21 protein-coding genes are annotated in these 21,060 nt (G+C 60.6%); 13 read left to right on the top strand and 8 right to left on the bottom strand.

Annotated elements, in window-relative coordinates; genetic code table 11:
- Window positions 1-37: 37 nt before the first annotated feature.
- The gene (locus tag PMI09_RS19655) at window positions 38-448 is read right to left on the bottom strand and encodes a pilus assembly protein N-terminal domain-containing protein (RefSeq protein WP_007798392.1); all 411 of its coding nucleotides are present in this window, start codon (window positions 446-448) and stop codon (window positions 38-40) included.
- Window positions 449-852: 404 nt separating this feature from the next.
- Between PMI09_RS19655 and PMI09_RS19650 the strand changes: the two genes are divergently transcribed.
- The 10 genes from PMI09_RS19650 (at window position 853) to PMI09_RS19605 (ending at window position 10,355) form a co-directional block, all read left to right on the top strand.
- Window positions 853-1,047 (top strand): Flp family type IVb pilin, encoded by a 195-nt coding sequence (locus PMI09_RS19650; RefSeq protein WP_007798388.1) that lies wholly within the window; start codon window positions 853-855, stop codon window positions 1,045-1,047.
- An 84-nt stretch (window positions 1,048-1,131) separates the two neighbouring features.
- The gene (locus PMI09_RS19645; protein ID WP_007798385.1) at window positions 1,132-1,644 is read left to right on the top strand and encodes an A24 family peptidase; all 513 of its coding nucleotides are present in this window, start codon (window positions 1,132-1,134) and stop codon (window positions 1,642-1,644) included.
- A 110-nt stretch (window positions 1,645-1,754) separates the two neighbouring features.
- The gene (gene cpaB, locus PMI09_RS19640) at window positions 1,755-2,570 is read left to right on the top strand and encodes a Flp pilus assembly protein CpaB (RefSeq protein ID WP_007798382.1); all 816 of its coding nucleotides are present in this window, start codon (window positions 1,755-1,757) and stop codon (window positions 2,568-2,570) included.
- Between the two features lie 5 nt (window positions 2,571-2,575).
- Window positions 2,576-4,087, top strand: a complete 1,512-nt coding sequence (locus PMI09_RS19635) for a type II and III secretion system protein family protein (protein ID WP_411969681.1) — start codon at window positions 2,576-2,578, stop codon at window positions 4,085-4,087.
- 17 nt (window positions 4,088-4,104) lie between these two features.
- Window positions 4,105-4,836, top strand: a complete 732-nt coding sequence (locus tag PMI09_RS19630; RefSeq protein ID WP_007798375.1) for a CpaD family pilus assembly protein — start codon at window positions 4,105-4,107, stop codon at window positions 4,834-4,836.
- A gap of 18 nt (window positions 4,837-4,854) precedes the next feature.
- The gene (locus PMI09_RS19625; protein WP_007798373.1) at window positions 4,855-6,132 is read left to right on the top strand and encodes an AAA family ATPase; all 1,278 of its coding nucleotides are present in this window, start codon (window positions 4,855-4,857) and stop codon (window positions 6,130-6,132) included.
- A gap of 29 nt (window positions 6,133-6,161) precedes the next feature.
- Window positions 6,162-7,631, top strand: coding sequence for a CpaF family protein (locus PMI09_RS19620; RefSeq protein WP_007798369.1), 1,470 nt, complete (start codon window positions 6,162-6,164; stop codon window positions 7,629-7,631).
- A 4-nt stretch (window positions 7,632-7,635) separates the two neighbouring features.
- Window positions 7,636-8,643, top strand: a complete 1,008-nt coding sequence (locus tag PMI09_RS19615) for a type II secretion system F family protein (RefSeq protein ID WP_007798366.1) — start codon at window positions 7,636-7,638, stop codon at window positions 8,641-8,643.
- Between the two features lie 13 nt (window positions 8,644-8,656).
- Complete coding sequence (locus PMI09_RS19610; RefSeq protein WP_007798363.1) at window positions 8,657-9,640, top strand: type II secretion system F family protein; 984 nt, start codon at window positions 8,657-8,659, stop codon at window positions 9,638-9,640.
- A gap of 82 nt (window positions 9,641-9,722) precedes the next feature.
- Window positions 9,723-10,355 carry a LysE family translocator gene (locus PMI09_RS19605; protein WP_007798360.1) on the top strand — a complete coding sequence of 211 codons (633 nt, stop codon included), beginning with the start codon at window positions 9,723-9,725 and terminating at the stop codon, window positions 10,353-10,355.
- 2 nt (window positions 10,356-10,357) lie between these two features.
- Here the strand turns inward: PMI09_RS19605 and PMI09_RS19600 are convergent, their stop codons facing one another.
- Window positions 10,358-11,188, bottom strand: a complete 831-nt coding sequence (locus tag PMI09_RS19600; protein WP_007798358.1) for a tetratricopeptide repeat protein — start codon at window positions 11,186-11,188, stop codon at window positions 10,358-10,360.
- Window positions 11,189-11,329: 141 nt separating this feature from the next.
- On the opposite strand from PMI09_RS19600, the gene PMI09_RS19595 reads away from it, so the two are divergent.
- The 3 genes from PMI09_RS19595 (at window position 11,330) to PMI09_RS19585 (ending at window position 14,054) form a co-directional block, all read left to right on the top strand.
- The gene (locus PMI09_RS19595; protein ID WP_007798356.1) at window positions 11,330-12,718 is read left to right on the top strand and encodes a leucyl aminopeptidase; all 1,389 of its coding nucleotides are present in this window, start codon (window positions 11,330-11,332) and stop codon (window positions 12,716-12,718) included.
- Window positions 12,719-12,835: 117 nt separating this feature from the next.
- Window positions 12,836-13,186 carry a MarR family transcriptional regulator gene (locus tag PMI09_RS19590; RefSeq protein ID WP_007798353.1) on the top strand — a complete coding sequence of 117 codons (351 nt, stop codon included), beginning with the start codon at window positions 12,836-12,838 and terminating at the stop codon, window positions 13,184-13,186.
- Between the two features lie 10 nt (window positions 13,187-13,196).
- On the top strand, window positions 13,197-14,054 hold the full coding sequence (locus PMI09_RS19585; protein WP_037083608.1) for a C40 family peptidase: 858 nt from the start codon (window positions 13,197-13,199) through the stop codon (window positions 14,052-14,054).
- Here the strand turns inward: PMI09_RS19585 and PMI09_RS19580 are convergent.
- From PMI09_RS19580 to PMI09_RS19555, 6 genes are all read right to left on the bottom strand, one after another.
- Window positions 14,047-15,438 (bottom strand): amidase, encoded by a 1,392-nt coding sequence (locus tag PMI09_RS19580; RefSeq protein WP_007798346.1) that lies wholly within the window; start codon window positions 15,436-15,438, stop codon window positions 14,047-14,049. The genes PMI09_RS19585 and PMI09_RS19580 overlap by 8 nt on opposite strands.
- Window positions 15,439-15,470: 32 nt before the next feature.
- Window positions 15,471-16,337: an ABC transporter permease gene (locus PMI09_RS19575; protein WP_037083579.1), complete on the bottom strand. Its 867-nt coding sequence runs from the start codon at window positions 16,335-16,337 to the stop codon at window positions 15,471-15,473.
- A gap of 1 nt (window position 16,338) precedes the next feature.
- A complete protein-coding gene (locus PMI09_RS19570; protein WP_007798342.1) occupies window positions 16,339-17,286 on the bottom strand; it encodes an ABC transporter permease in 948 nt (315 codons plus the stop codon).
- A gap of 47 nt (window positions 17,287-17,333) precedes the next feature.
- Window positions 17,334-18,863, bottom strand: a complete 1,530-nt coding sequence (locus tag PMI09_RS19565) for an ABC transporter substrate-binding protein (protein ID WP_007798338.1) — start codon at window positions 18,861-18,863, stop codon at window positions 17,334-17,336.
- 149 nt (window positions 18,864-19,012) lie between these two features.
- Window positions 19,013-19,933, bottom strand: coding sequence for a LysR family transcriptional regulator (locus PMI09_RS19560; protein WP_007798336.1), 921 nt, complete (start codon window positions 19,931-19,933; stop codon window positions 19,013-19,015).
- A gap of 18 nt (window positions 19,934-19,951) precedes the next feature.
- On the bottom strand, window positions 19,952-20,983 hold the full coding sequence (locus PMI09_RS19555) for a P1 family peptidase (RefSeq protein ID WP_037083577.1): 1,032 nt from the start codon (window positions 20,981-20,983) through the stop codon (window positions 19,952-19,954).
- Window positions 20,984-21,060 lie beyond the last annotated feature (77 nt).

Below are 21,060 nucleotides of genomic sequence, written 5' to 3'. Positions count from 1 at the left end.
GTTTAACGGAGGTTCACCAACGAGATCTGGCGTCTAACTATTGGGCCGCCGCTGCAGCCTCGGTTCCTTGCTGGCTATGCTGTTCGCAATTGGGGGTACAGGAAAGGACCGAGCGCTCCGTCTGACGAAAGACACGGACCGTGTTTGCCTCGTCGATAGAGACTAGGATGCTTTCGTCCAAGATCGCATTGCCATCCGCGTCGAGCAGCACAAGGTTGGTGGTTCCAAAACTGCGTCCGGTCAGCACGATCGTTTTCGCATCGGCGACTGTAGCATCCGCAACCTTGGCATTGCCGACGATGACTTTGCTCACCGGGCGATCAAGCTTCAAAACGCGCGCCTGGTCCATATAGACCCGCAGAACATCCTGCTGCGCAAACACGGGCTCGCTAAAGCCGGCGGCGGCAAGAAAGCTGGCTAGGATGATCCTCTTGCCACTCGGCGACATTTTGATTCTCTCTCAAGAGTTACGGCGATTTTACGAAACAGCATGAGAAAAATTGGTGAACGAAGCTTTAATTCCATTTTTGATCTGTCCGCAATCCCGACTTGACGCGCGATTTGGAGACACCCTTACGTGAATGGAAGCCTATTTGAGCGCCATTTTGAATATCGGCGGGACATCTCCATGTCTTCGGAGGCTCAACTACTAAAGGGCATGCAGACCTTTCCCTAAAATTCTAAACAATGGCGCAAGCCGATACTTACCGTTCTCAAGTGTTGGTCGGCGTTTACGAAGTGGTAACCTAACTCTTTAAGTTGATAGAAACAGCGGCTCGCTAGATTGTGGCAATCCGATCAACGGCAACAGTTGGCGGACGTGCTGAACATCAACTGGAGTTAGGAGTTACCATGACCAAGCTTGTTAGCCGTTTTCTGAAGGACGAATCCGGCGCGACCGCAATTGAATACGGCCTGATCGCAGCGCTTATCTCTGTCGCGCTCATCACCGGCGCAACCGCACTGGGCGGCAAACTGAACAACCTCTTCAATGGCCTGTCCAACAAGATGAACAGCGCCTGCGGCACCGGCAACATGACCTGCTGATGCCAAGCCGCCGTTGAGGAAAGAGGCCGTCCTGACCCTCAGGACGGCTTTGCATTTTGTCCGGCTTTCGAGGTAAATCAGGTCATGACTTCAAGCGTCATCATTACCATCTTTCCGATGTGCCTGGCATTCGCGGCGGTGATGGACACATTGACGATGACCATCCCGAACCGCATCTCAGCAATTCTTTTGCTGTCTTTCCTTGCGCTGGCCCCCTTCATTGGGATGGATTGGCAGACGTTCGGCTACCATCTACTCGGTGGCGCCGTCGTGTTTGCTTCCTGCTTTTTCTTCTTCGCCCTCAACATTATGGGCGGGGGGGATGCGAAACTGCTGACTGCCGCAGCCGTCTGGTTCGGTTTCGGAGAACCGTTGGTAGAATTCATTGGCTATGTCGGTATCATGGGTGGCCTGCTGACCACAGCCATCCTCATGGTACGAATGCAGGGCGACGTGATCACGACAATCGGGTTACGAGTACCGGATTCGCTTCTCGTCGCCAAGAAGATCCCCTATGGCATTGCTATCGCCGCGGGCGGTTTTATTGCGTTCCCTTCCTCGCCGCTTTTTATTGTAGCATTGCAAAGCATGAAATGACGGCGCTTAAGCCTCCGTTAACCTAAAATCAAAGGCTTTCATTAACTATAATTATACCAATTGCGGGCAATTCTTCGGAGCGAATATCGCGAATCCCCGAGGAACGTTCGATGAAACCCGCCCGCCTTTTAATACTTGGAGTGGCTGTCGTTGCGGCCGGCCTTGCCGGCGTGCTGGCGATGAGCCTCGCGGGCCGCGGTTCCGTCGTCACCCAGGTTCAGTCGGTCGTCGAGAAGGAGCCGACTGTCAACGTGCTCGTCTCCAGCGCCAATCTGCCGGTCGGCGCACGATTGGATGACAAGGCGGTTCACTGGATGGGGTGGCCGCAGAGTGGCGTCGTCCAGGGCTTTATCACCGAAGCCGACAAGCCCGACGCGCTGAAAGACATGCAGGGCGCCGTCGTTCGCCTTCCGATCTTCGAGGGCGAGCCGATCCGCGCGGAAAAGATCGCCGATTCAAACAGCCGCATCATGTCCTCGCTCCTGCCCTCCGGGAAACGTGCCGTCGCAACCGAAATTTCGGTTTCCACGGGTGCCGGCGGCTTCATCCTGCCGAACGACCGCGTCGACGTCATCATGGTCCGCAAGTCCAAGGAAGCCGACAAGTATCTGACCGAGACGGTGCTCAGCAATGTGCGCGTGCTCGCGATCGACCAGCAGATCCAGGAAAAAGAGGACGGCTCCAAAACGGTCGTCGGAACGACCGCAACCCTGGAGCTTACTCCTGACCAAACCAAAGTGCTGGCCGTTGCCCAGCAGATGGCCAACCGGCTGTCGCTGGCATTGCGCTCCGTCGCCGACGCCCAGGAGCAGGATACCAGCGCTGCGGACTACCTCCTCAGCGGCGACAACGGCAGCGCTATGGTCCAAGTCATCAAATCAGGCTCAATCGTTACAGACAGCAGCAGCGCGCCGAAGGCCGAGTAAAGGAAATGGGAATGGGCAATTTGAAGCGCCATATGAAGCCCTTGATGGCGGGGTGCTTGTCCTTTGCGATCGGGTTCTCCGGCATGGCGCCGGGCTTTCTTGCTCCCGTCCTCGGCGCAAGGGCCGCCTGGGCCAATTCCGACGGGATGGTCACGATAACCCAGACGGGTCCCGGTGCTCATCGCAGCCTGAAACTCGGTCTGAAGAAGGCGATCGTCGTCGATCTGCCCGCCGATGCCCACGATATCCTCGTCTCGGACCCTTCCATGGCCGACGCAGTCACCCGCAGCTCGCGTCGCATCTATCTTTTCGGCAAGACGGTCGGGCAGACGAACATCTTCATTTTCGGCGCTGACGGCCAGCAGATCGTCAGCCTCGATATCGCGATCGAGCGCGATGTCGCGGGCCTCGAAGCCAATCTCCGGCGCTTCATCCCGGACTCCTGCATCAAAGTCGAGATCGTGTCAGACAACATCGTGCTGACCGGTACGGTACGCACGCCACAGGATGCTGCCCAGGCCGCCGACCTTGCACAGGTCTTCCTGAAAGGTGGCGAAGCGACAACGCGTACGGAAACAGCCAGTGGCTCGGGTGGGGAAGGGTCAGTGGCACTGTTTGCTGAAGGTCGCCAAGTCTCGCAGGTGGTCAATCTCCTGCAGATCCAGGGCGAGGATCAAGTGACGCTGAAGGTCACCATCGCCGAGGTGCGTCGAGAGGTGTTAAAGCAGCTCGGCTTCGATAATCTGGTTTCGAATTCGGGAGGGCTGACTGTCGCGCAACTGGGTTCGCCGAGCGTTAACGGCGCAACGGCGACAATTGGCGGCGGTCTGGCAGCACTCTTCAAAAGCTCGATTGGAAAGTACGATATCTCGACATACTTGAGCGCGCTTGAGCAGGCCAAGGTGGTCAAGACGCTGGCGGAGCCGACCCTGACCGCGATTTCCGGGCAGGCCGCGACGTTCAATTCGGGCGGCCAGGTACTCTATTCCACGACCGACAACGACGGCAACACGACGATTGTCCCCTACAACTACGGCATCAATCTCGCCTTCAAGCCGGTGGTTCTTTCCTCCGGTCGCATCAGCCTGGAGATCAAGACGAACGTATCGGAGCCTGCACCTTCGGTGTCCGGCTCGACGCCAACCTATCAACGCCGCTCTGCCGAGACTTCCATCGAGCTTCCCTCCGGCGGCTCCATCGCGCTTGCTGGCCTGATCCGCGATAACGTTGCGCAGACCTCGAACGGAACGCCCGGCGTCAACAAGATCCCGCTGCTTGGCACACTGTTCCGGCAACGCACGGTCGAGCGTGACGAAACCGAGCTTGTTATCATCGCAACGCCCTATCTCGTCCGCCCGGTCGCCCGCAATCAGCTCAACCGTCCGGATGACAACTTCAGCCCTGAGAACGACGCTGCGGCTTTCCTGCTCAATCGCGTCAACAAGGTTTACGGCGGCCGCGAAACGCCCGTCGCCGACGCTCAATTCCATGGCTCCATCGGGTTCATCTACAAATGAGCGCGGCAGGATCAGCAATGGCACAACACAGAGATCAGCCGATGGCCCGCAAGCAGAACACTGCGCATGAATCCCGCCTTTCGAAATCGCTGCTGACCATGGTCGCGGTGGCGGCCGCCCTGCTTTCCGGCTGCGCCTCCCACGACGAACTGACGACCGGCGGCATCCCCGACGACTATCGCCAGCGCCACCCGATCGTGGTGGCCGAAGCCGAGCAATCGGTCGATATCCCGGTCGCTTCCACTGACCGCCGCCTCAACATCGCCCAGCGCGACATGATCCGCGGCTTCGCGCAGAACTACACGTCGCGGGCGACCGGACCGGTCTATCTGCTGACGCCCGAGGGATCGCCAAATGCGGCAGCCGCCCGTCAGTTGCGCGGCCAGGTGCGCGCCGAACTCTCGGCCCGCGGCGTCGCGAGCTCCAAGATCGTCAACAGCTCTTACGCCGCCACCGGTGCGGGCGACGCAGCGCCCATCCGCCTGACCTTCGTGGGGACGACGGCGATGACCTCGCAGTGCGGTCAATGGCCGAGGGACATGATCAACGATTTCAGCAACCAGAATTACTACAACTTCGGCTGCGCAACGCAGAACAACCTGGCTGCACAAATAGCGAACCCTGAAGACCTGATCGCGCCTCGCGGCATGACTCCGATCGATGCGACCCGTCGCAACGCCGCGATCAAGGAGTATCGCGAACGGACGAGCAATATCGAGGAAGTCAGCGGCAGCGCCAACAGCTTCTGATCGGGGTAGGACCGAACGATGAGTACAGTCGAATACGAGATCAAGAATACGACGGAGCTGCGCAACGCCGAGGATGCCATTCGCATGGCTGAGCTCGAGAATATGCGCCCACTTCCTCGCATATCGGTGCACGCCTTCTGCGAGAGCGAAGAATTGCAGCGGGTTGTGGAACGCTGCAGCCATGATCGGCGCATGTCCAAGGTCGGCTTGCGGATCACCAGCGGCGGTATTGCGGCCGCGGCGAACATGTTCGCGACAGCGCCGACACCAAATCTGATCATTCTCGAAACCAAGGCGGGAGCCGCGAACCTGCTGAGCGAGCTGGCGCCGCTTGCCGCCGTTTGCGACCCTTCCACCAAGGTCATCATCGTCGGTTACTACAACGACATCGCGCTTTACCGCGAACTCGTGCGCAACGGCATTTCCGAATACATGGTCCAGCCAGTCGCCATGCCCGACATCATGGCGGCGATGGCCACGATCTTCGTAGACCCGGATGCCGAGCCGCTTGGCCGCAGCATCGCCTTCATCGGCGCCAAGGGCGGTGTCGGCTCATCGACGATCGCCCACAATTGCGCTTTCGGCATTTCCAACCTGTTTTCGACCGAAACGATCCTGGCCGATCTCGATCTGCCCTATGGCACGGCCAACATCGACTTTGACCAAGACCCAACCCAGGGCATTGCCGAGGCCGTCTACGCGCCTGACCGGCTGGATGAGGTATTTCTCGACCGTCTGCTGACGAAATGTTCGGAGCATCTATCGCTGCTCGCTGCCCCCTCGCTTCTCGACCGCGCCTATGATTTCGAAGGACAGGCGTTCCAGCCTGTTCTCGATGTCCTTCAGCGCAACGCGCCTGTCACCGTACTCGACGTGCCTCACGCCTGGTCGGAATGGACGCGCTCCGTGCTGGCTAGCGTCGACGAGGTTGTCATCTGCGCGTCGCCCGATCTCGCCAACCTGCGTAACACCAAGAACATGATGGACGCGTTGAGAAAGATGCGGCCCAACGACAAGATGCCGCATCTGATCCTCAATCAGGTCGGCATGCCGAAGCGGCCGGAGATCAGCCCCTCCGACTTCTGCGAGCCACTGGAAACCGATCCAATCGCGATCATCCCCTTCGATGCCAACCTCTTCGGTAACGCGGCCAACAGCGGCCGGATGATTTCGGAGATGGATGCAAAGTCGCCAACCGCGGAAACATTCTCGCAGATATCGCACGTCGTAACCGGGCGGATTGCTATCAAAAAGGCACGGAAGGGCGGTTTGCTCGGCCTGCTGAAACGCAAATGACGCCCGCCAAGAGTGGATTGGAATAAGGCATGTTCGGAAAGCGCGGAAACGAGGGTTTTGGCAAGGCGGGTGGCGCGTTCGCACCGCCTCCGCCGGCGCAACAATCCTCCCCGTCAGCACCCGCGGTTCTGGTCGAACCGCAGCGCGAGCCTCCGCGTCAACAGGTTTCACCGCCACCGATGCAGACGCCGCAGCGAAAGCGTCCTACCCGTACAGACGAATATTACGATACCAAAGCGCAGGTCTTCTCCGCGCTGATCGATACGATCGATCTTTCGCAGCTTGCCAAGCTCGACGGTGAAAGCGCACGCGAAGAAATCCGCGATATCGTCAACGACATCATCACGATCAAGAACTTCGCGATGTCGATCTCCGAGCAGGAAGAACTGCTCGAGGACATCTGCAACGACGTTCTCGGCTATGGTCCGCTCGAACCGTTGCTTGCACGAGACGACATCGCCGACATCATGGTCAACGGTGCTGGCCAGACCTTCATCGAAGTCGGCGGCAAGACGATCGAGTCCGAAATCCGCTTCCGCGATAATTCGCAACTGCTGTCGATCTGCCAGCGCATCGTTAGCCAGGTTGGCCGTCGCGTCGATGAATCAAGCCCGATCTGCGACGCCCGTCTGCCCGACGGCTCCCGCGTCAACGTCATTGCGCCGCCGCTCGCCATCGACGGACCGGCACTCACGATCCGTAAGTTCAAGAAGGACAAGCTGACCCTCGAGCAGCTCGTTCGCTTCGGCGCCATCACGCCGGAAGGTGCGACGCTGCTCCAGATCATCGGCCGGGTTCGCTGCAACATCGTCATTTCGGGTGGTACCGGCTCGGGCAAAACGACGCTGCTCAACTGCCTCACGCGCTACATCGACGCAGATGAGCGCGTCATCACCTGCGAAGACACGGCCGAACTGCAGCTGCAGCAACCGCATGTGGTGCGCCTGGAAACCCGCCCACCAAACATCGAAGGCGAAGGCGAGATCACCATGCGCGATCTCGTCAAGAACTGCCTGCGTATGCGTCCGGAACGGATCATCGTCGGTGAAGTGCGCGGACCTGAGGTCTTTGACCTGCTGCAGGCAATGAATACCGGTCACGACGGCTCCATGGGCACGATCCACTCAAACTCGCCGCGCGAATGCCTCAGCCGTATCGAGTCGATGATCGCAATGGGTGGTTTCACACTGCCGGCGAAAACGGTGCGCGAGATCATCTCCGGCTCGATCGATATCATTGTCCAGGCGGCGCGCCTGCGCGATGGCTCGCGTCGCATCACGCAGATCACCGAAGTAATCGGCATGGAAGGCGACGTCATCATCACCCAGGATCTGATGCGCTACGAAATTGAAGGCGAAGACGCCTCCGGCCGTCTGATCGGAAGGCACAAATCGACCGGTATCGGCAAGCCGCATTTCTGGGACCGCGCACGCTACTTCAACGAAGAAAAGCGCCTTGCCGCCGCCCTCGACGAAATGGAAGCCAAGTCCAAGGATTAGTAAGATGTTCGGGTTCGATCCTGTCGTGTTGGCCATTATCGTGCTTGCCGCCGTCGCGGCCGGTGCCGTTTGCTATGGCCTTCTCTTCGCGCGGATCGAGACCGAGAAGAAGTCGGCAAACCGCGTTAACCGTGTCGTTTCGGCTGAGGCTGACAAGGCCAGCGTCAAGGCGGCTCGTGACCGCGTCCAGGAAATGTCGAAGCGCCGCAAATCGGTGCAGGACAATTTGAAGGATCTCGAGAAGCGCCAGCAGGAAAACACCAAGAAGAAGCTGTCGTTGAAGTCGCGGCTGACGCAGGCCGGTCTCCGGATCACACCCGGGCGCTTCTATATGTTCAGCGCTATTTTTGGCCTTGTCCTGATGTTCGTCGCGTTCCTGGCCGATGCACCTGTTATGGTCGTGCTCGGCCTGCCCATCATTGCCGGGCTTGGGCTGCCGCGCTGGGTGCTTGGCTTTCTGATCAAGCGGCGTCAGAACAAGTTCCTCGCGGAGTTTCCCAATGCGCTCGACGTCATTGTGCGCTCGATCAAGTCTGGCTTGCCATTGAACGACGCCATCCGGCTCATTGCCAACGAGGGCAAGGATCCCGTGAAGAGCGAGTTTCGTCGCGTTGTGGAATCACAGCAGGTAGGTCTCAGTGTGCCGGATGCCTGCGCGCGTATGAGCAACTACATGCCGCTGCAGGAAGTGAGCTTCTTTGCGATCGTCATCGCGATCCAGTCACAGGCAGGCGGCAACCTCTCGGAGGCCATCGGCAACCTCGCCAAAGTGCTGCGCGACAGAAAGAAAATGAAGGCGAAGGTCAAGGCACTGTCGATGGAAGCCAAGGCCTCGGCCGTCATCATCGGTGCGCTGCCGTTCATCGTCGCAACGCTCGTCTATCTGACATCGCCCCAATACATGCTGATCCTGTTCACTGACCCTCGCGGCCATCTGATCATGGGCGTTTCGGCGGTCTGGATGTCGATCGGCATTTTCGTCATGCGCAACATGGTCAATTTCGACATCTGATGGAGGACGGGCCGTGTCATCTGATCTCGCTAGTAAACTGACAGACCCCGCCATGCTGATCGCGGTGCTGGTCGCGATCGCGGTTTTCGCCAGCCTCTACACCGTCGCCATCCCGTTCTTCGAACGTGGTGACCTCAACAAGCGCATGAAGGCTGTTTCCACAGAACGCGAACAGATCCGCGCCCGCGAACGCGCGCGCATGAACGCCGATACGAGCGGAAAGACCTCGCTTCGTACCCAGAACAACCGTTCGGTTCGGCAGATCGTGGAGAAGTTCAACCTCCGCGAGGCGCTGGTCGACGAAAACACCATGAACAAACTCCGCGCCGCCGGGTTCCGCTCGGAAAATGCGCTGAATATGTTCCTTGTCGCGCGTTTCCTGCTGCCATTCCTGTTCTTCGGCCTTGCAGTCTTCTGGGTCTTCGGTCTCGATCATCTGGCCGACAAGCCGACGCCGATGCGCTTTCTCGTGACACTTGGCGTAGCCTATGTCGGCTTCTATGCGCCGAATATCTTCATCTCCAATCGGATGTCGAAGCGCCAGCACTCCATCAAGCGTGCCTGGCCCGACGCGCTCGACCTGATGCTGATCTGCGTCGAGTCGGGTATTTCGATCGAGGCAGCCATGCGCCGTGTCTCGGAAGAGCTGGGCGAGGCCTCCCCGCCGCTGGCGGAAGAAATGATCCTGACGACGGCCGAGCTCTCCTTCCTTCCCGACCGACGTGTTGCGCTGGAAAACCTCGGCCTACGGACGCAGATCCCATTGGTGCAGTCCGTCACCCAGGCGCTGATCCAGGCGGATCGCTACGGCACACCGGTTTCGCAGGCACTGCGCGTACTGGCGCAGGAAGGTCGCGACGAACGCATGAACGAGGCTGAGAAAAAGGCTGCCGCCCTGCCGCCGAAGCTCACGGTGCCGATGATCCTGTTCTTCCTGCCGGTTCTCGTCGCCGTCATTCTCGGCCCGGCTGGCATCCAGGTCGCCGACCGCTTCTAGCCAGCCATTTCCGCCGGGCTGGTCATCTCAAAGCATTGCGCATAGGTTGGACGACATCTCCGTAAGCCGGCAGGAGCCGTTGATGTCGTCCCTAAGCATCTTCCTGAGCATCATCGCTGCTCTCTCTATCGGGGCGATAAGCCCCGGCCCGAGTTTTGTTCTCGTTTCACGCATTGCGATGTCGCGTTCACGTCTCGACGGGCTTGCGGCGGCGCTCGGCATGGGGATTGGTGGCGTTGCGTTCAGCATCTTGGCGCTCGCGGGACTGACCGCGCTGCTTTCGCAATTCGAATGGCTCTATCTGGTTCTGAAGGTGGCTGGCGGAGCCTATCTCGTCTACATGGCCTTCAAAATCTGGCGCGGGGCACGCGAGCCGATCCATGTCGGTGATGCGGGAAGCGATCGTCGGGCACTCGCCCGAAGCTTTACCACCGCCTTGCTGACGCAGGTTAGCAACCCAAAGACGATCGTCGTCTATGCAAGCATCTTTGCAGCATTGCTACCGAAGACGGTTCCACTCGGGCTTATCTTGGCGCTGCCGATCGGCGTCTTTGCGGTTGAAGCCGGCTGGTACACGGTCGTGGCGCTCGCATTCTCGGCCAGACATCCAAGACGGCTCTATCTGGCTGCAAAGACGTGGATCGATCGCCTGGCCGGGACGGTCATGGCCGGCCTCGGCGTACAGCTCGTCACCTCGGGGCTGGCCGGCCGCTGATGTCAGTTGGTGCTGGTGGGAGCGCTACTGCCGCTATCTTTGGCCGCAAGCTTCTGCCAGGAATTCTGCTGCGACAGCATCGAGCGCAGATAGGCGACGTTGGCATCGGCCTGCTGCTGCGAAAGCTCTCCGCGCGCAATCTTCTCTGCCTCGGGGAACCGGCCCTGAAGACCAATGACCAGTGCGAGATTCTGGCGGACCCGGCTGTCGGCCGTGGGCTGCTCTGCCGCCTGGCGCAAATAGGTCTCGGCTGTCCGCAGGTCGCCGGTCAGCACATAGGACATGCCGAGATTGGACAGGATCGATGCCTCGCCTGGTTGGATGTCGAGCGCTTCACGGTAGCGCTGGCGGGCTTCGGCGGAGCGGCCGAGCTGATCGAGGATGGCACCTTCGGCCGATGTCAATTTCCAATCGGGACGGTCGGGCGTTTGGGCGCGACCGATCGTATCGAGCGCCTGCTGCAGTTGACCGGCTGCGGCCTGAGCTTTTCCGTAGGCGGCCAGAACGTTTCGGTCGTTCGGGTTGGCGATCGCAACCTGTTGCATGACGGCCAATGCCTGGGCATCGCGGCCCTGCATGCGCAGCAGGTTGGCGTAGTTCACGCCATTGGCGGCATCACGAGGATTCTTCTCGTATGCTTGTCCGACGCGCTCGGTCGAGCTGCGCAGCTCGACTTCATTCATCGTTTCGACCGGCTTGGTGAGCGTCGGCACGGATCCGGTCGTCATGCGGTCCTTCGTCGTCGTGCAACCGGCAAGCGCCAGTACGACGAGCGCAGTCGCGACGCCCTGAAAAACACGGGTTTCAAGCAGAGTATTGGCCGAAGCAGGCATCGTGCGTCCCTGAGATCCGAATCGGCGTCTGACCTCAAAACGGCACAGGGAAAGGTTTTGACGCAATCTTCACTCCAGCAATAGTCTGTTAACCCTAACAGACCGTTAAGACGCGATTCCCGGACGCCCCAAAGGATACTCATGGCACCCTATCAGTTCATCGAGAGACCGACACCGTTCAACAGCAAGGGCGGCTCGACGCTGCCGATCTTTGCCGTCACTCCGGCGCATATCGAAACGGGCACGATCGACCCGATCGCACTCGATTGGGCCAAGAAGGCGGGCTACAAGGCCGAGAGCGGCTCGCTGCTGCTCATTCCGACGGACGAAGGTCATCTCGGTGGCGCGCTGTTCGGGCTCGGCACCAATCCGTCTGAACAACCCTACATCACCGGCAAGCTTGCGCGCGCGCTGCCGGCCGGCGACTGGCACATCGAAACGGCTCCGCTGACGGCAAACCGCCTTTCGCTTGGCTTCGGCCTCGGCAGCTATCGCTATGACCGGTACAAATCGGAGAAGACCTCGGCGCCCACGCTAATGATCCCGCGCGATGCCGATGGAGCTGACATCAAGCGGCAGCTGGCCGGCGTCTTCCTGGCACGCGACCTAATCAATACGCCGACCAACGACATGGGGCCGAACGAATTGGAAGCAGCCTTCCGCGGCCTGGCGGCCCACTACAAGGCCGAGATCAATGTCGTCAGCGGCGACGACCTCCGACAGAACTTTCCGCTCGTCCATACCGTCGGCCGCGCCAGCGCCGATGCGCCGCGCCTGCTCGAATTGCGTTGGGGCAAGAAGGGGCACCGCAAGATCACGCTCGTCGGCAAGGGCGTCTGCTTCGATACCGGCGGTCTCGACATCAAGCCGGCGTCTTCGATGCTGCTGATGAAGAAGGACATGGGCGGCGCGGCAAACGTCATGGGCCTCGCCTTGATGATCATGGACGCCAAGCTCAAGGTCGATCTCAGGGTGATCATTCCTGTCGTCGAAAACTCGATCTCGTCCAATGCCTTTCGCCCGGGTGACATCTACCGGAGCCGCAAGGGGCTGACGGTGCAGATCGACAATACGGACGCCGAAGGCCGTTTAATCCTCGCAGATGCGCTTGCCTATGCAGATGAGGACGCGCCGGACCTCTTGATCGACATGGCGACGCTGACGGGTGCTGCCCGCGTGGCGCTCGGTCCCGACCTGCCACCCTTCTTTACCGATGATGCCGAACTCGCTCAGGACCTGACCGAAGCAAGCCTCGAGACGGACGATCCCCTTTGGCGGCTGCCGCTCTACGCCGGCTATGAAAAGGACATTCGCGCCAAGTTTGCCGACATCACCAATGCGCCGGCAGGCGGCATGGCGGGTGCGATCACTGCCGCCCTGTTCCTCAAGCGCTTCGTCTCCAACACCACGAGCTGGGCGCATTTCGATATCTACGGCTGGGCGCCGTCCGAACGACCGCACTCTCCTGGCGGCGGCGAGGCGCAGGCAATTCGCGCGCTCTACCATCACATCCGGCAGAGCGTGCGCTAGGCGGCGATCGTTAAAATTTTATTTACCGTGACGGGCGGCAAAGTTTGCCGTCCCATTGCTTCGCACGGTGCACTGCCGGAAAATGGAACGCGAGCGTAACGAGTTTCCGGAGGACCCATGCCGATCGAACTGACGGCTTCGCAGGCGTTGGGCCTGTGGCATGGTGTGACGCTCGATCAAGTGAGGCTCGACGATCGCGATTTGACGTTGCGCCAGATGGCGATCCTGCTGCATATCTATCTCGTGCCGCCGCCGCATACCGTGCGCGGTCTGGCGGCGACGCTCAACGTGACCAAGCCTGTCATTACACGGGCACTGGATACGATGGGAGATATGGGTCTGGTCGACCGTGTGCGCGACGAACGCGACCGGCGAAACGTCGTGATAAAGCGCACCGTCGGCGGGGCGCTCTATCTGGAAAAGCTTGGTGATCTCGTGCGCGACAAGGGTCGCCGCCTGACGCCGTGAAAGGGATATGATGACGATGCTCGATCGCCGCCTTCATGCCTATCGACCGGACCTCGCCGAGGCTGGACTGGAAGGACGTGTGGAAGCCCTGCGCTTCGTTCCTGGCACACGGGCCCGTGTAGGCGTGCCGGTCGTTGGGCTCAGACCCGCGCCGGATCTCGCCAAGGGAATTGATACCGAACTGCTCCTCGGCGAGGACGTCACCGTGTTCGACCGTGCAGAGGGCTGGTGCTGGGTCAAGGCCGCCTCCGATGGCTATGTCGGTTATCTGCCGGAAGCCGCCCTTTCGGATGCGCTGGTTGAGCCCACGCATATCGTCACGGTTCAGCGGACGTTTCTCTATCTGGAATCCGAGCTGCGCAAGCCCCACAAGAGCATCTTGTCCATGGGCAGCCGGGTTCGGATTGTCGGCGAGGCCGAAACGCGCGGCAACCGCTATGCGATGCTGGAAGACGGCACGGCGATCTTTGCCAAGCATCTGCAGCCGATCGGCGCAGGCGAAGGGGGCGACTATGTCGACGTGGCAAGCCGATTCATCGAGACGCCTTACCTGTGGGGCGGTCGCTCCGGGCTTGGCATCGACTGCTCAGGCCTCGTCCAGCTTTCGATGCTGATGACTGGACGAAGCGCGCCGCGCGACACCGACATGCAGTCGGCAACCCTTGGGGAGCCGATCGGTCGGTCGGAACTGCGCCGTGGCGACCTGGTTTTCTGGAAGGGTCATGTTGCCGTTCTGGAAGATTCGGAAACGATTATTCATGCCAACGGACATACGATGACGGTTGCTCGCGAAAACCTCGAGGAGGCGATCAAGCGCATCGGCTGGCTTTACCAGCAGCCGACGGGCTATCGCCGCCCGGTCACCTGACCGGCGGCTTCGGCCATGACCTAACACCGCCTGTCCAGCTCTCGAAAGCCTTCGACAGCCTCAGCACCAGCATATCGTCGAAGCGCGGACCGACGATCTGCAGGCCGATCGGCATTCCGGATCGCGAGAAACCGCAGTTGATTGACGCGGCGGGCTGCTCGGACATGTTCCACGGCACGGTGAAGCAGATGTGCTCGAAGGGACGCGTCGGATCGTTCGTCGGCGAAGCCCAGTCTGCCGGATAGGAGACAATGGGGTTGGTTGGCGAAATCACGGCGTCGACCTTCGTGAACAGCAGGCCGCAGCTTTTGCGCATCTCGATCGTCTGATTGAAGCCCCTGACGGCCTCGGCGCCGCTGATGGAGGCGCCGCCTTCGGCCCAGGTGTAGATGTAAGGCAGAATTCTGGTTCGACGCTCCGGGCTCAGATTCTCGATATCGCCCCAGAAGCGGGACCGCCAGAATGTGTCCAGTCCGTCGAGCATCACCCGCGTCAGAACGGGCTGAACCGGAATGACAATTGCGCCCGCATCTTCAAATCGCTGACCGGCCGCCTCGACCGCCGCACGTACCTCATCGTCGACCGCAAGGCCACATCCGGCATCGAGCATCAACCCGATCCTTAGGCCGCGGAGATCCGTGTTGAGCTCCATCCAGTCGATGTCGTTCGGGGGCAGGCTGGTGCCATCACGCCAGTCCGGGCGCGAGAGCGTGGCCATTGCGTAGGCGGCATCCTCGACGGTACGCGTCATTGGCCCGGCGCAGCGGCCGACATAGAACGGATCGACAGGTATGCGGCCGTGGCTCGGCTTGAAGCCGAAGATGCCTGTCCAGCCAGCCGGCAAGCGCACCGAGCCACCGATATCGGTACCGACGTGCAGAGGTCCGTAACCCGCGGCGGCCGCGGCAGAGGCCCCGGCGCTCGATCCTCCAGGATTGCGCGTCGTATCCCAGGGATTTCGGCTCAGAGGATGGAAGCTCGAGAGGCCTGAGGAGAGCATCCCATAGTCCGGGCAGGTTGTCTTCGCAAAGATCACGGCGCCGTCCTCGCGCAGTCTCGCGGCGGCGGGGGCATCCTCGGTCGCAGGCACCAAGTCGACGGCTCTGGTCCCGAGCGGCACCGGTTGCCCCTTGGTGGCGATTAACTCCTTCAGCGTCGCCGGGATGCCGTCGAGCGGGCCGAGTGTCCCGCCTTTCATCCATCGGTCGGTCGAAGCCTGCGCCTGCTTGCGCGCCGCCTCTGGATCGTAGGCGTAAAGGGCGCAGATGGCGGGCTCCCACGCTTCGATGTGTCGCTCCAACGCCAACCAATATTCGAGCGGCGACAGGCTGCGATCGGCAAAACGCTGCCTCAAGTCACGGATCGTTAAGTCGGTTTCGGACATGGCATGGTCATCCGGGCCTGTGGTTTCGAAAACTAACGGCGATTCGCCTCGCGAGGGTCGAGCATGTCGCGCAGCCCATCGCCAAGCATGTTGAAGCCGAAGACGCAGAGCGCGATGGCAAGCCCAGGCAGGATTGCCAGCCACGGCGCGAGTGCAAGGTAAGTTTGTGCGTCAGCAAGCATACGGCCCCAGGTAGGAGCCGGTGGCGCGATACCGAGGCCAAGGAAGCTGAGGCCCGCTTCCGTCAGCACTGCCAGCCCCAATTGGATCGTCGCCTGGACGATGATCTGGCTGATGATATTGGGCAGCACGTGTCGGACGGAGATCGTGAAGCGGCTGTTCCCGATTGCGCGAGCGGCGAGCACATAGTCGCGGCTCCACGCCTGCAGGGCTGTGGCAAGCGTGACCCGCGCAAACACGGGAATCATAAATGTCGCGATCGCAGTGATCGCCGTCAGTCGACCCGGACCGAGAAAGGCTCCCAGCATCATTGCCGAGAGGATCGGCGGCAATGCGAAGACGACATCGCAGGCGCGCATCAGCAATGTTTCGAATGTGCCCCGCACGGCGGCGGCCGCGATACCGGCGATTGATCCGAGCGTCCCGCCGATCAACACGGCGGCGATGGCGATCGAAAGAGAATTCCAGCAGCCGACCATCATCATCGAAAGGACGTCCCGGCCAAACTGGTCGGTGCCGAGAACGCCGAACGCCAAGGGTGGCTGCAGCTTGTGAACGATCTGCATCTTTGCCGGCGGCAGCGGTGTCCAGACAAGCGACAGCAACGCGACGACAACAAGAACAGCAATGATGCCGCCGCCCACCACCAGACCCGTTCTCCGGCTAATTTCAAATCGCCGGCGCCGAGCGTTCATTTGATTGGATACGATGGGCGCCATATCAGACGCCTTTCCGCAAGCGCGGGTCGATCGCCAAATAGGAGAGATCGACGATGAAGTTCATGACAACAACGAGCGCGGCAAAGAACAGCACGACATCCTGCATGACGATGATGTCGCGTTGCGACAGCGCCTGATAGGCAAGCCGACCGAGGCCTGGGAGGTTGAAAACGTTTTCGACAAGAACCGCGCCCGCGACCAGGAAAGTGAACTGTAAGCCCAGGATCGTCAAAACGGGAACGAGGGCATTCGGCACCGAATGGCGCCACAGGACCCGGCGCTTCGACAGTCCCTTGGCAAGCGCTGTTCGCGTGAAATCCTCATGCAGGGTCTCCAGAACGGCGGAACGCGTGACGCGCGTCAGGACGGCTGCCTGCGGCAAGGCGAGCGCTATTGCGGGCATAACAAGTGCCTTGAAAGCGGGCAAGATGCCGACACCCCACCCCGGGAAACCTCCAGCCGGCATCCAGCCGAGCGCAGTCGAGAAGAGCATGATCAGCAACAGGGCCACCCAGAAACCGGGAACGGCGATGCCGATCTGCGAAAACACCGAAGCCACTGCATCCGGCAGCCCACCGCGATGCGCGGCCGCTAGGACACCCAGAGGAATGGCGATGGCGACGGAGAGCGCAATTGCCATCAGCGCCAAGGGGAGCGTCACCGCCAATCTCTCAAGGATCAGCCCGGCCACCGGCACGCCGTAGGTATAGGATTGGCCGAGATTGCCGCGGAATACGCCGGCGAGCCATTCACCATAGCGCCACAAGAGCGGCTGATCGAGACCAAGTTCATGACGGAGAGTTGCCAGCGTTTCCGGCGAAGCCGACGTACCGAGCATGATGGAGGCCGGATCGCCCGGCAGAAGATCCATCACAGCAAAGATCAACAGGGAAACGACGGCGAGCGTTGCGATCAGACCAACAAGACGACGGGACAGAAGGGCTATCATTTCACGTCCGGTACTGTTTGCCGCCCCGCCATACCATCCATCCGCAATCAGTCTTCCCAGGAGACCTTCGTGAGGACGTTCGAGGGAATGGGCTCATTTTCCCAGAGACCTTTCAGCTTCTTGTCCCAGACGCCGAGCTTGGGCATGACGAAGAGATAGAGCGCCGGCACATCCTCGGCCAGAATCTTCTGAGCCTCTCCGTAGATCTTCGCTTGCGCTGCAGGATCCGAGGTTTCCTGCACCTTCTTCATCAGGTCGTTGAAAGCCGGATTCTTGTAGTTGAAGTAGTATGGATCACGAGCGTAGATGTCGATGTCGAGCGGTTCTGCGTGAGCGACGATCGTCATCTCGTAGGCGCGGTCCTTCATGACATCCTGCACCCATTTGGCCGGAAACTCGGTCGGCTCGATGTTCACCGTCACGCCGATTTCAGCCAGCATTGCCTGCATGACCTGTGCGCTTCGTGGCGCATAGGCCATTTGCGGCGATTTGATCGTGAAGGTGAAACCGTTGGGATAGCCGGCTTCGGCAAGCAGTGCCTTGGCCTTTTCGGGATCGTAGGGCAGAACGCCGGTGAGATCGATATAACCCGGATCATTCGGTGTGTAGTGGCTGCCGATCGGCGTGCCGAGGCCGGACCAAGCACCGTCGACAACCGTCTTGCGGTCAATCGCCATCATCAGGGCCTGACGCACGCGCTTGTCGTCGAATGGCTTTTTGGCGTTGTTCATCCCGGCCACGACCTTGAGCTCGGTATTGCCGATCTTAATCACCAGCTTGGCATCGCCGTCGAACGAACTCATCAGCTCGGGCGCCGCGAATTCCGGAATGGCGTCGACATCGCCCGACTTCAACGCCGCGGCCTGGGCCTGCGGATCGGCGATGAAGCGGAAGGTCACTTTGTCGAGCTTTGCCGCATCATCTTTGTTCCAATAGTCGGCGTTCCTTTCGAGCTCGACCTTGTCGCCCTTTGCCCAATTCACGAACTTGAACGGGCCGGTGCCGACAGGCGTCGTTTTGTCTGCGGCGGCAGACTTCGGCCCCACCATGACGGAGGCTGGCCAACCGAGCCAATAGAGGACGCTGCCCGTTGGAGCCGAGAGATGCAGGACGAGCGTTTCCGGGTCGGGCGTCTCGATGGAAGCAATCGAAGCGAAGAAGCGCTTCTGCGGATTTACCGAATCGGCACCGCGAGCACGATCAAGCGCGAACCTCGCCGCGGCAGAATCGAAAGCCTCGCCATCGTGAAATTTGACGCCGGTTTGTAGCTTGAAGGTATAGACGAGGCCGTCCGGGGAGACTTCCCAGCTCTTGGCGAGTTGCGGTTGCACCTTGCCGTCCTCATCAATTGCGACAAGGCCTTCGAAGATGTTCTGCCATGTCACTTGGCCAATTGCGACAGGGGCCGCAATCGTTGGATCCAGGCCAGTCGGCTCTACTGTCATACCGAGGGTCAGCGTGGTCTTGGCGGCTTCCGCCGGGGTAAGCCCCAGCAGAGCGACGCCGACCGAAGCGGCCGCGCCGAGATAGAGCCGCCGAGTCAGCCGCGCCGACGGCGCAAGCGAAACCTTCATCATTATATTCCCCTGTCTGGCCGCCGCCGTGGCGATGACCTTTACGCGCGCTAAGGTGTCATTCTCGGAGTGCACACACAATGGCGATTATGTGTGCTCAGTGTAGCCGAAAGTGCTACACTCGAAGATGTGTTCCGAGCAAGTCCATGGGGCTAATCTTTTGGCTGCAAACTTGTTTCGGCGCGCTCACGCATGAACCGTTCAATAAAATCCACCAGCTTTGTTGCCGCAAAGGAAAGCTGGCGGTCAGGAGCGACGCAGAGATCGACATAAGTGCGTATCGCATTCTTGCCGGCCAAGGGAATGGCGCGAAGCTGGCCTGCCTCGATCTCGCGACGGACAGTCAACGCCGGCAACAGAGTTACGGCTGCGCCGCTCAAAACCAGCTCCTTGAGCATTTCGAGCGAACTGGTGACGAAGACGGGCTCAACATCAAGGCCATCCTTCTCGATGCGCGCATCGAAAGCCTGGCGGAAACCGAAAGACTGGTCGGGAAGCGCCAAGGAGTACTCGGCGATATCCTTCAGCTGGATTTCGGGCCGTTCCGCGGCGGCATGTGTTGGAGCAACGATCAGATCATAGGCGATTTCCGAGCGCAGTCGTACTTTCGTGCCCGACAACGGAGGCGCGAACAACGTCACGGCAATATCGGCTTCCGCGCCGTTGACCGCTTCGATCGCCTGCCGCGCGCTGGTGATCGCGACCTCGAAGCGCAGCTTTGGATATTTCAGGCTGAATTCCGCCAGCGCCGGAGCGAGCAGATTGGCGACGGTGGCGCCGTTGGCATAAATGCTGACCTTGCCGCGCTGCAACCCCTTCAGGTCTTCGATAAGCTCGCCGACGTGATCGAGTTCGCGCAGCGTCCGCCCTGCGCGCGCCGCAAGCAACTCGCCGGCAGCGGTCAGTTTGACGCCGCGGGCGCTGCGCTCCACAAGCGGCGCGCCAAAGTGATACTCCAGGTTCTCGATCTGCCGGCTGATCGCCGTCGGCGCAACGTTCAAATTCTCCGCGGCCTGGCGCATGGAGTTCGTGCGCACCAGCTCGTCGAAATACATCAGGGCACGGATCTGCATGTCGTGGTCTCCGCCGCTTCAGGCAATGTCGCCCTGTTTAGGCGATCTTGCGCGATCCGGGTAGCGGTCTCGCCAAGCCTCTTGCGCGCCGGCGACCGGAAGAACGGTGGCCTCGTAGACGCCACGCGCGATGGCGCGCGCCATGACCGTTGCAGCAAAGTGGCAAAGCTCCAGAAAAGCGGAAAGGTCCAGCCGCGGCTTCCTGCCCGTCGAGGCCGCAAAGACGGTATCGCCATCAAGCGGCAGATGAGCCGGCAGCAAGGCGCGCGCGAAACCATTGTGAGCCATGATCGCCAGGCGATGGGCCTCCTGCTTGGTCAATTCGGCATCTGTGACAATGGCGCCGATTGTTGTCGCCGTGGTACTCATGCCCTTCAGCCGCATGCGGGTGTCAGCTTCAGAGATCGGCGAGGGCAAGCCAAGGCCGCCAAATTCTCCGTTCTGCTCGAAGGGCGCCGACCAGAAATGCGGCCCCTCCCCCACCGTCGCCGAGCCAAGCGCATTGACGGCAACGATCGCCGCGATCTTCAGGCCGGCGCCGGTTTCGGCACTTGCCGAACCGAGCCCCCCTTTAAAAGTCGCGGTCGTTGCACCCGCGCCAGCGCCGACGGTACCGAGAGCGAACGGCCCTTTCGCCGCCGCCTTGAAAGCCTCATAGCCCATGTCGCGATAGGGCGACTGCAGACCCCAGTTCTTGTCACCGCCGTTCAGCAGGTCCATCAGGATCGCCTGGGGAACGATCGGCACCTTCACATCGCCGACCGGAAAGCCTCGGCCGACTTCCCGCAAACCCGCCTGAACGCCGCCTGCTGCGTCAAGGCCGAATGCGGAGCCACCGGAAAGCACGAAGGCGTCGACTGCGCCGACCGTCATCGACGGATCGAGAAGAGCTGTGTCGCGGCCGCCGGGAGCACCACCTAGTACCACGCCGGAGGCCGTCGCAGGTTCGTCGAAGACGATTGCGGTTACACCTGAGCCGAGCTTCAGATCCGTCGCGTTCCCGACGGAGACCCCTTCAATGTCGGTGATCAGATTGAGCACGCGCGTCATCCTTGTTTAAGCAAGAGCGCGCGATAGGACCGCAACGGCGATCAAAAGACAAGACCGGCCTCACCTTTGGCAAGACC

The sequence above is a fragment of the Rhizobium sp. CF122 genome (genome assembly GCF_000282035.1).
Classification (GTDB): domain Bacteria; phylum Pseudomonadota; class Alphaproteobacteria; order Rhizobiales; family Rhizobiaceae; genus Rhizobium.
Note: the sequence above shows the minus strand (reverse complement) of the source record. Positions and strands in the feature narration are given on the sequence as shown.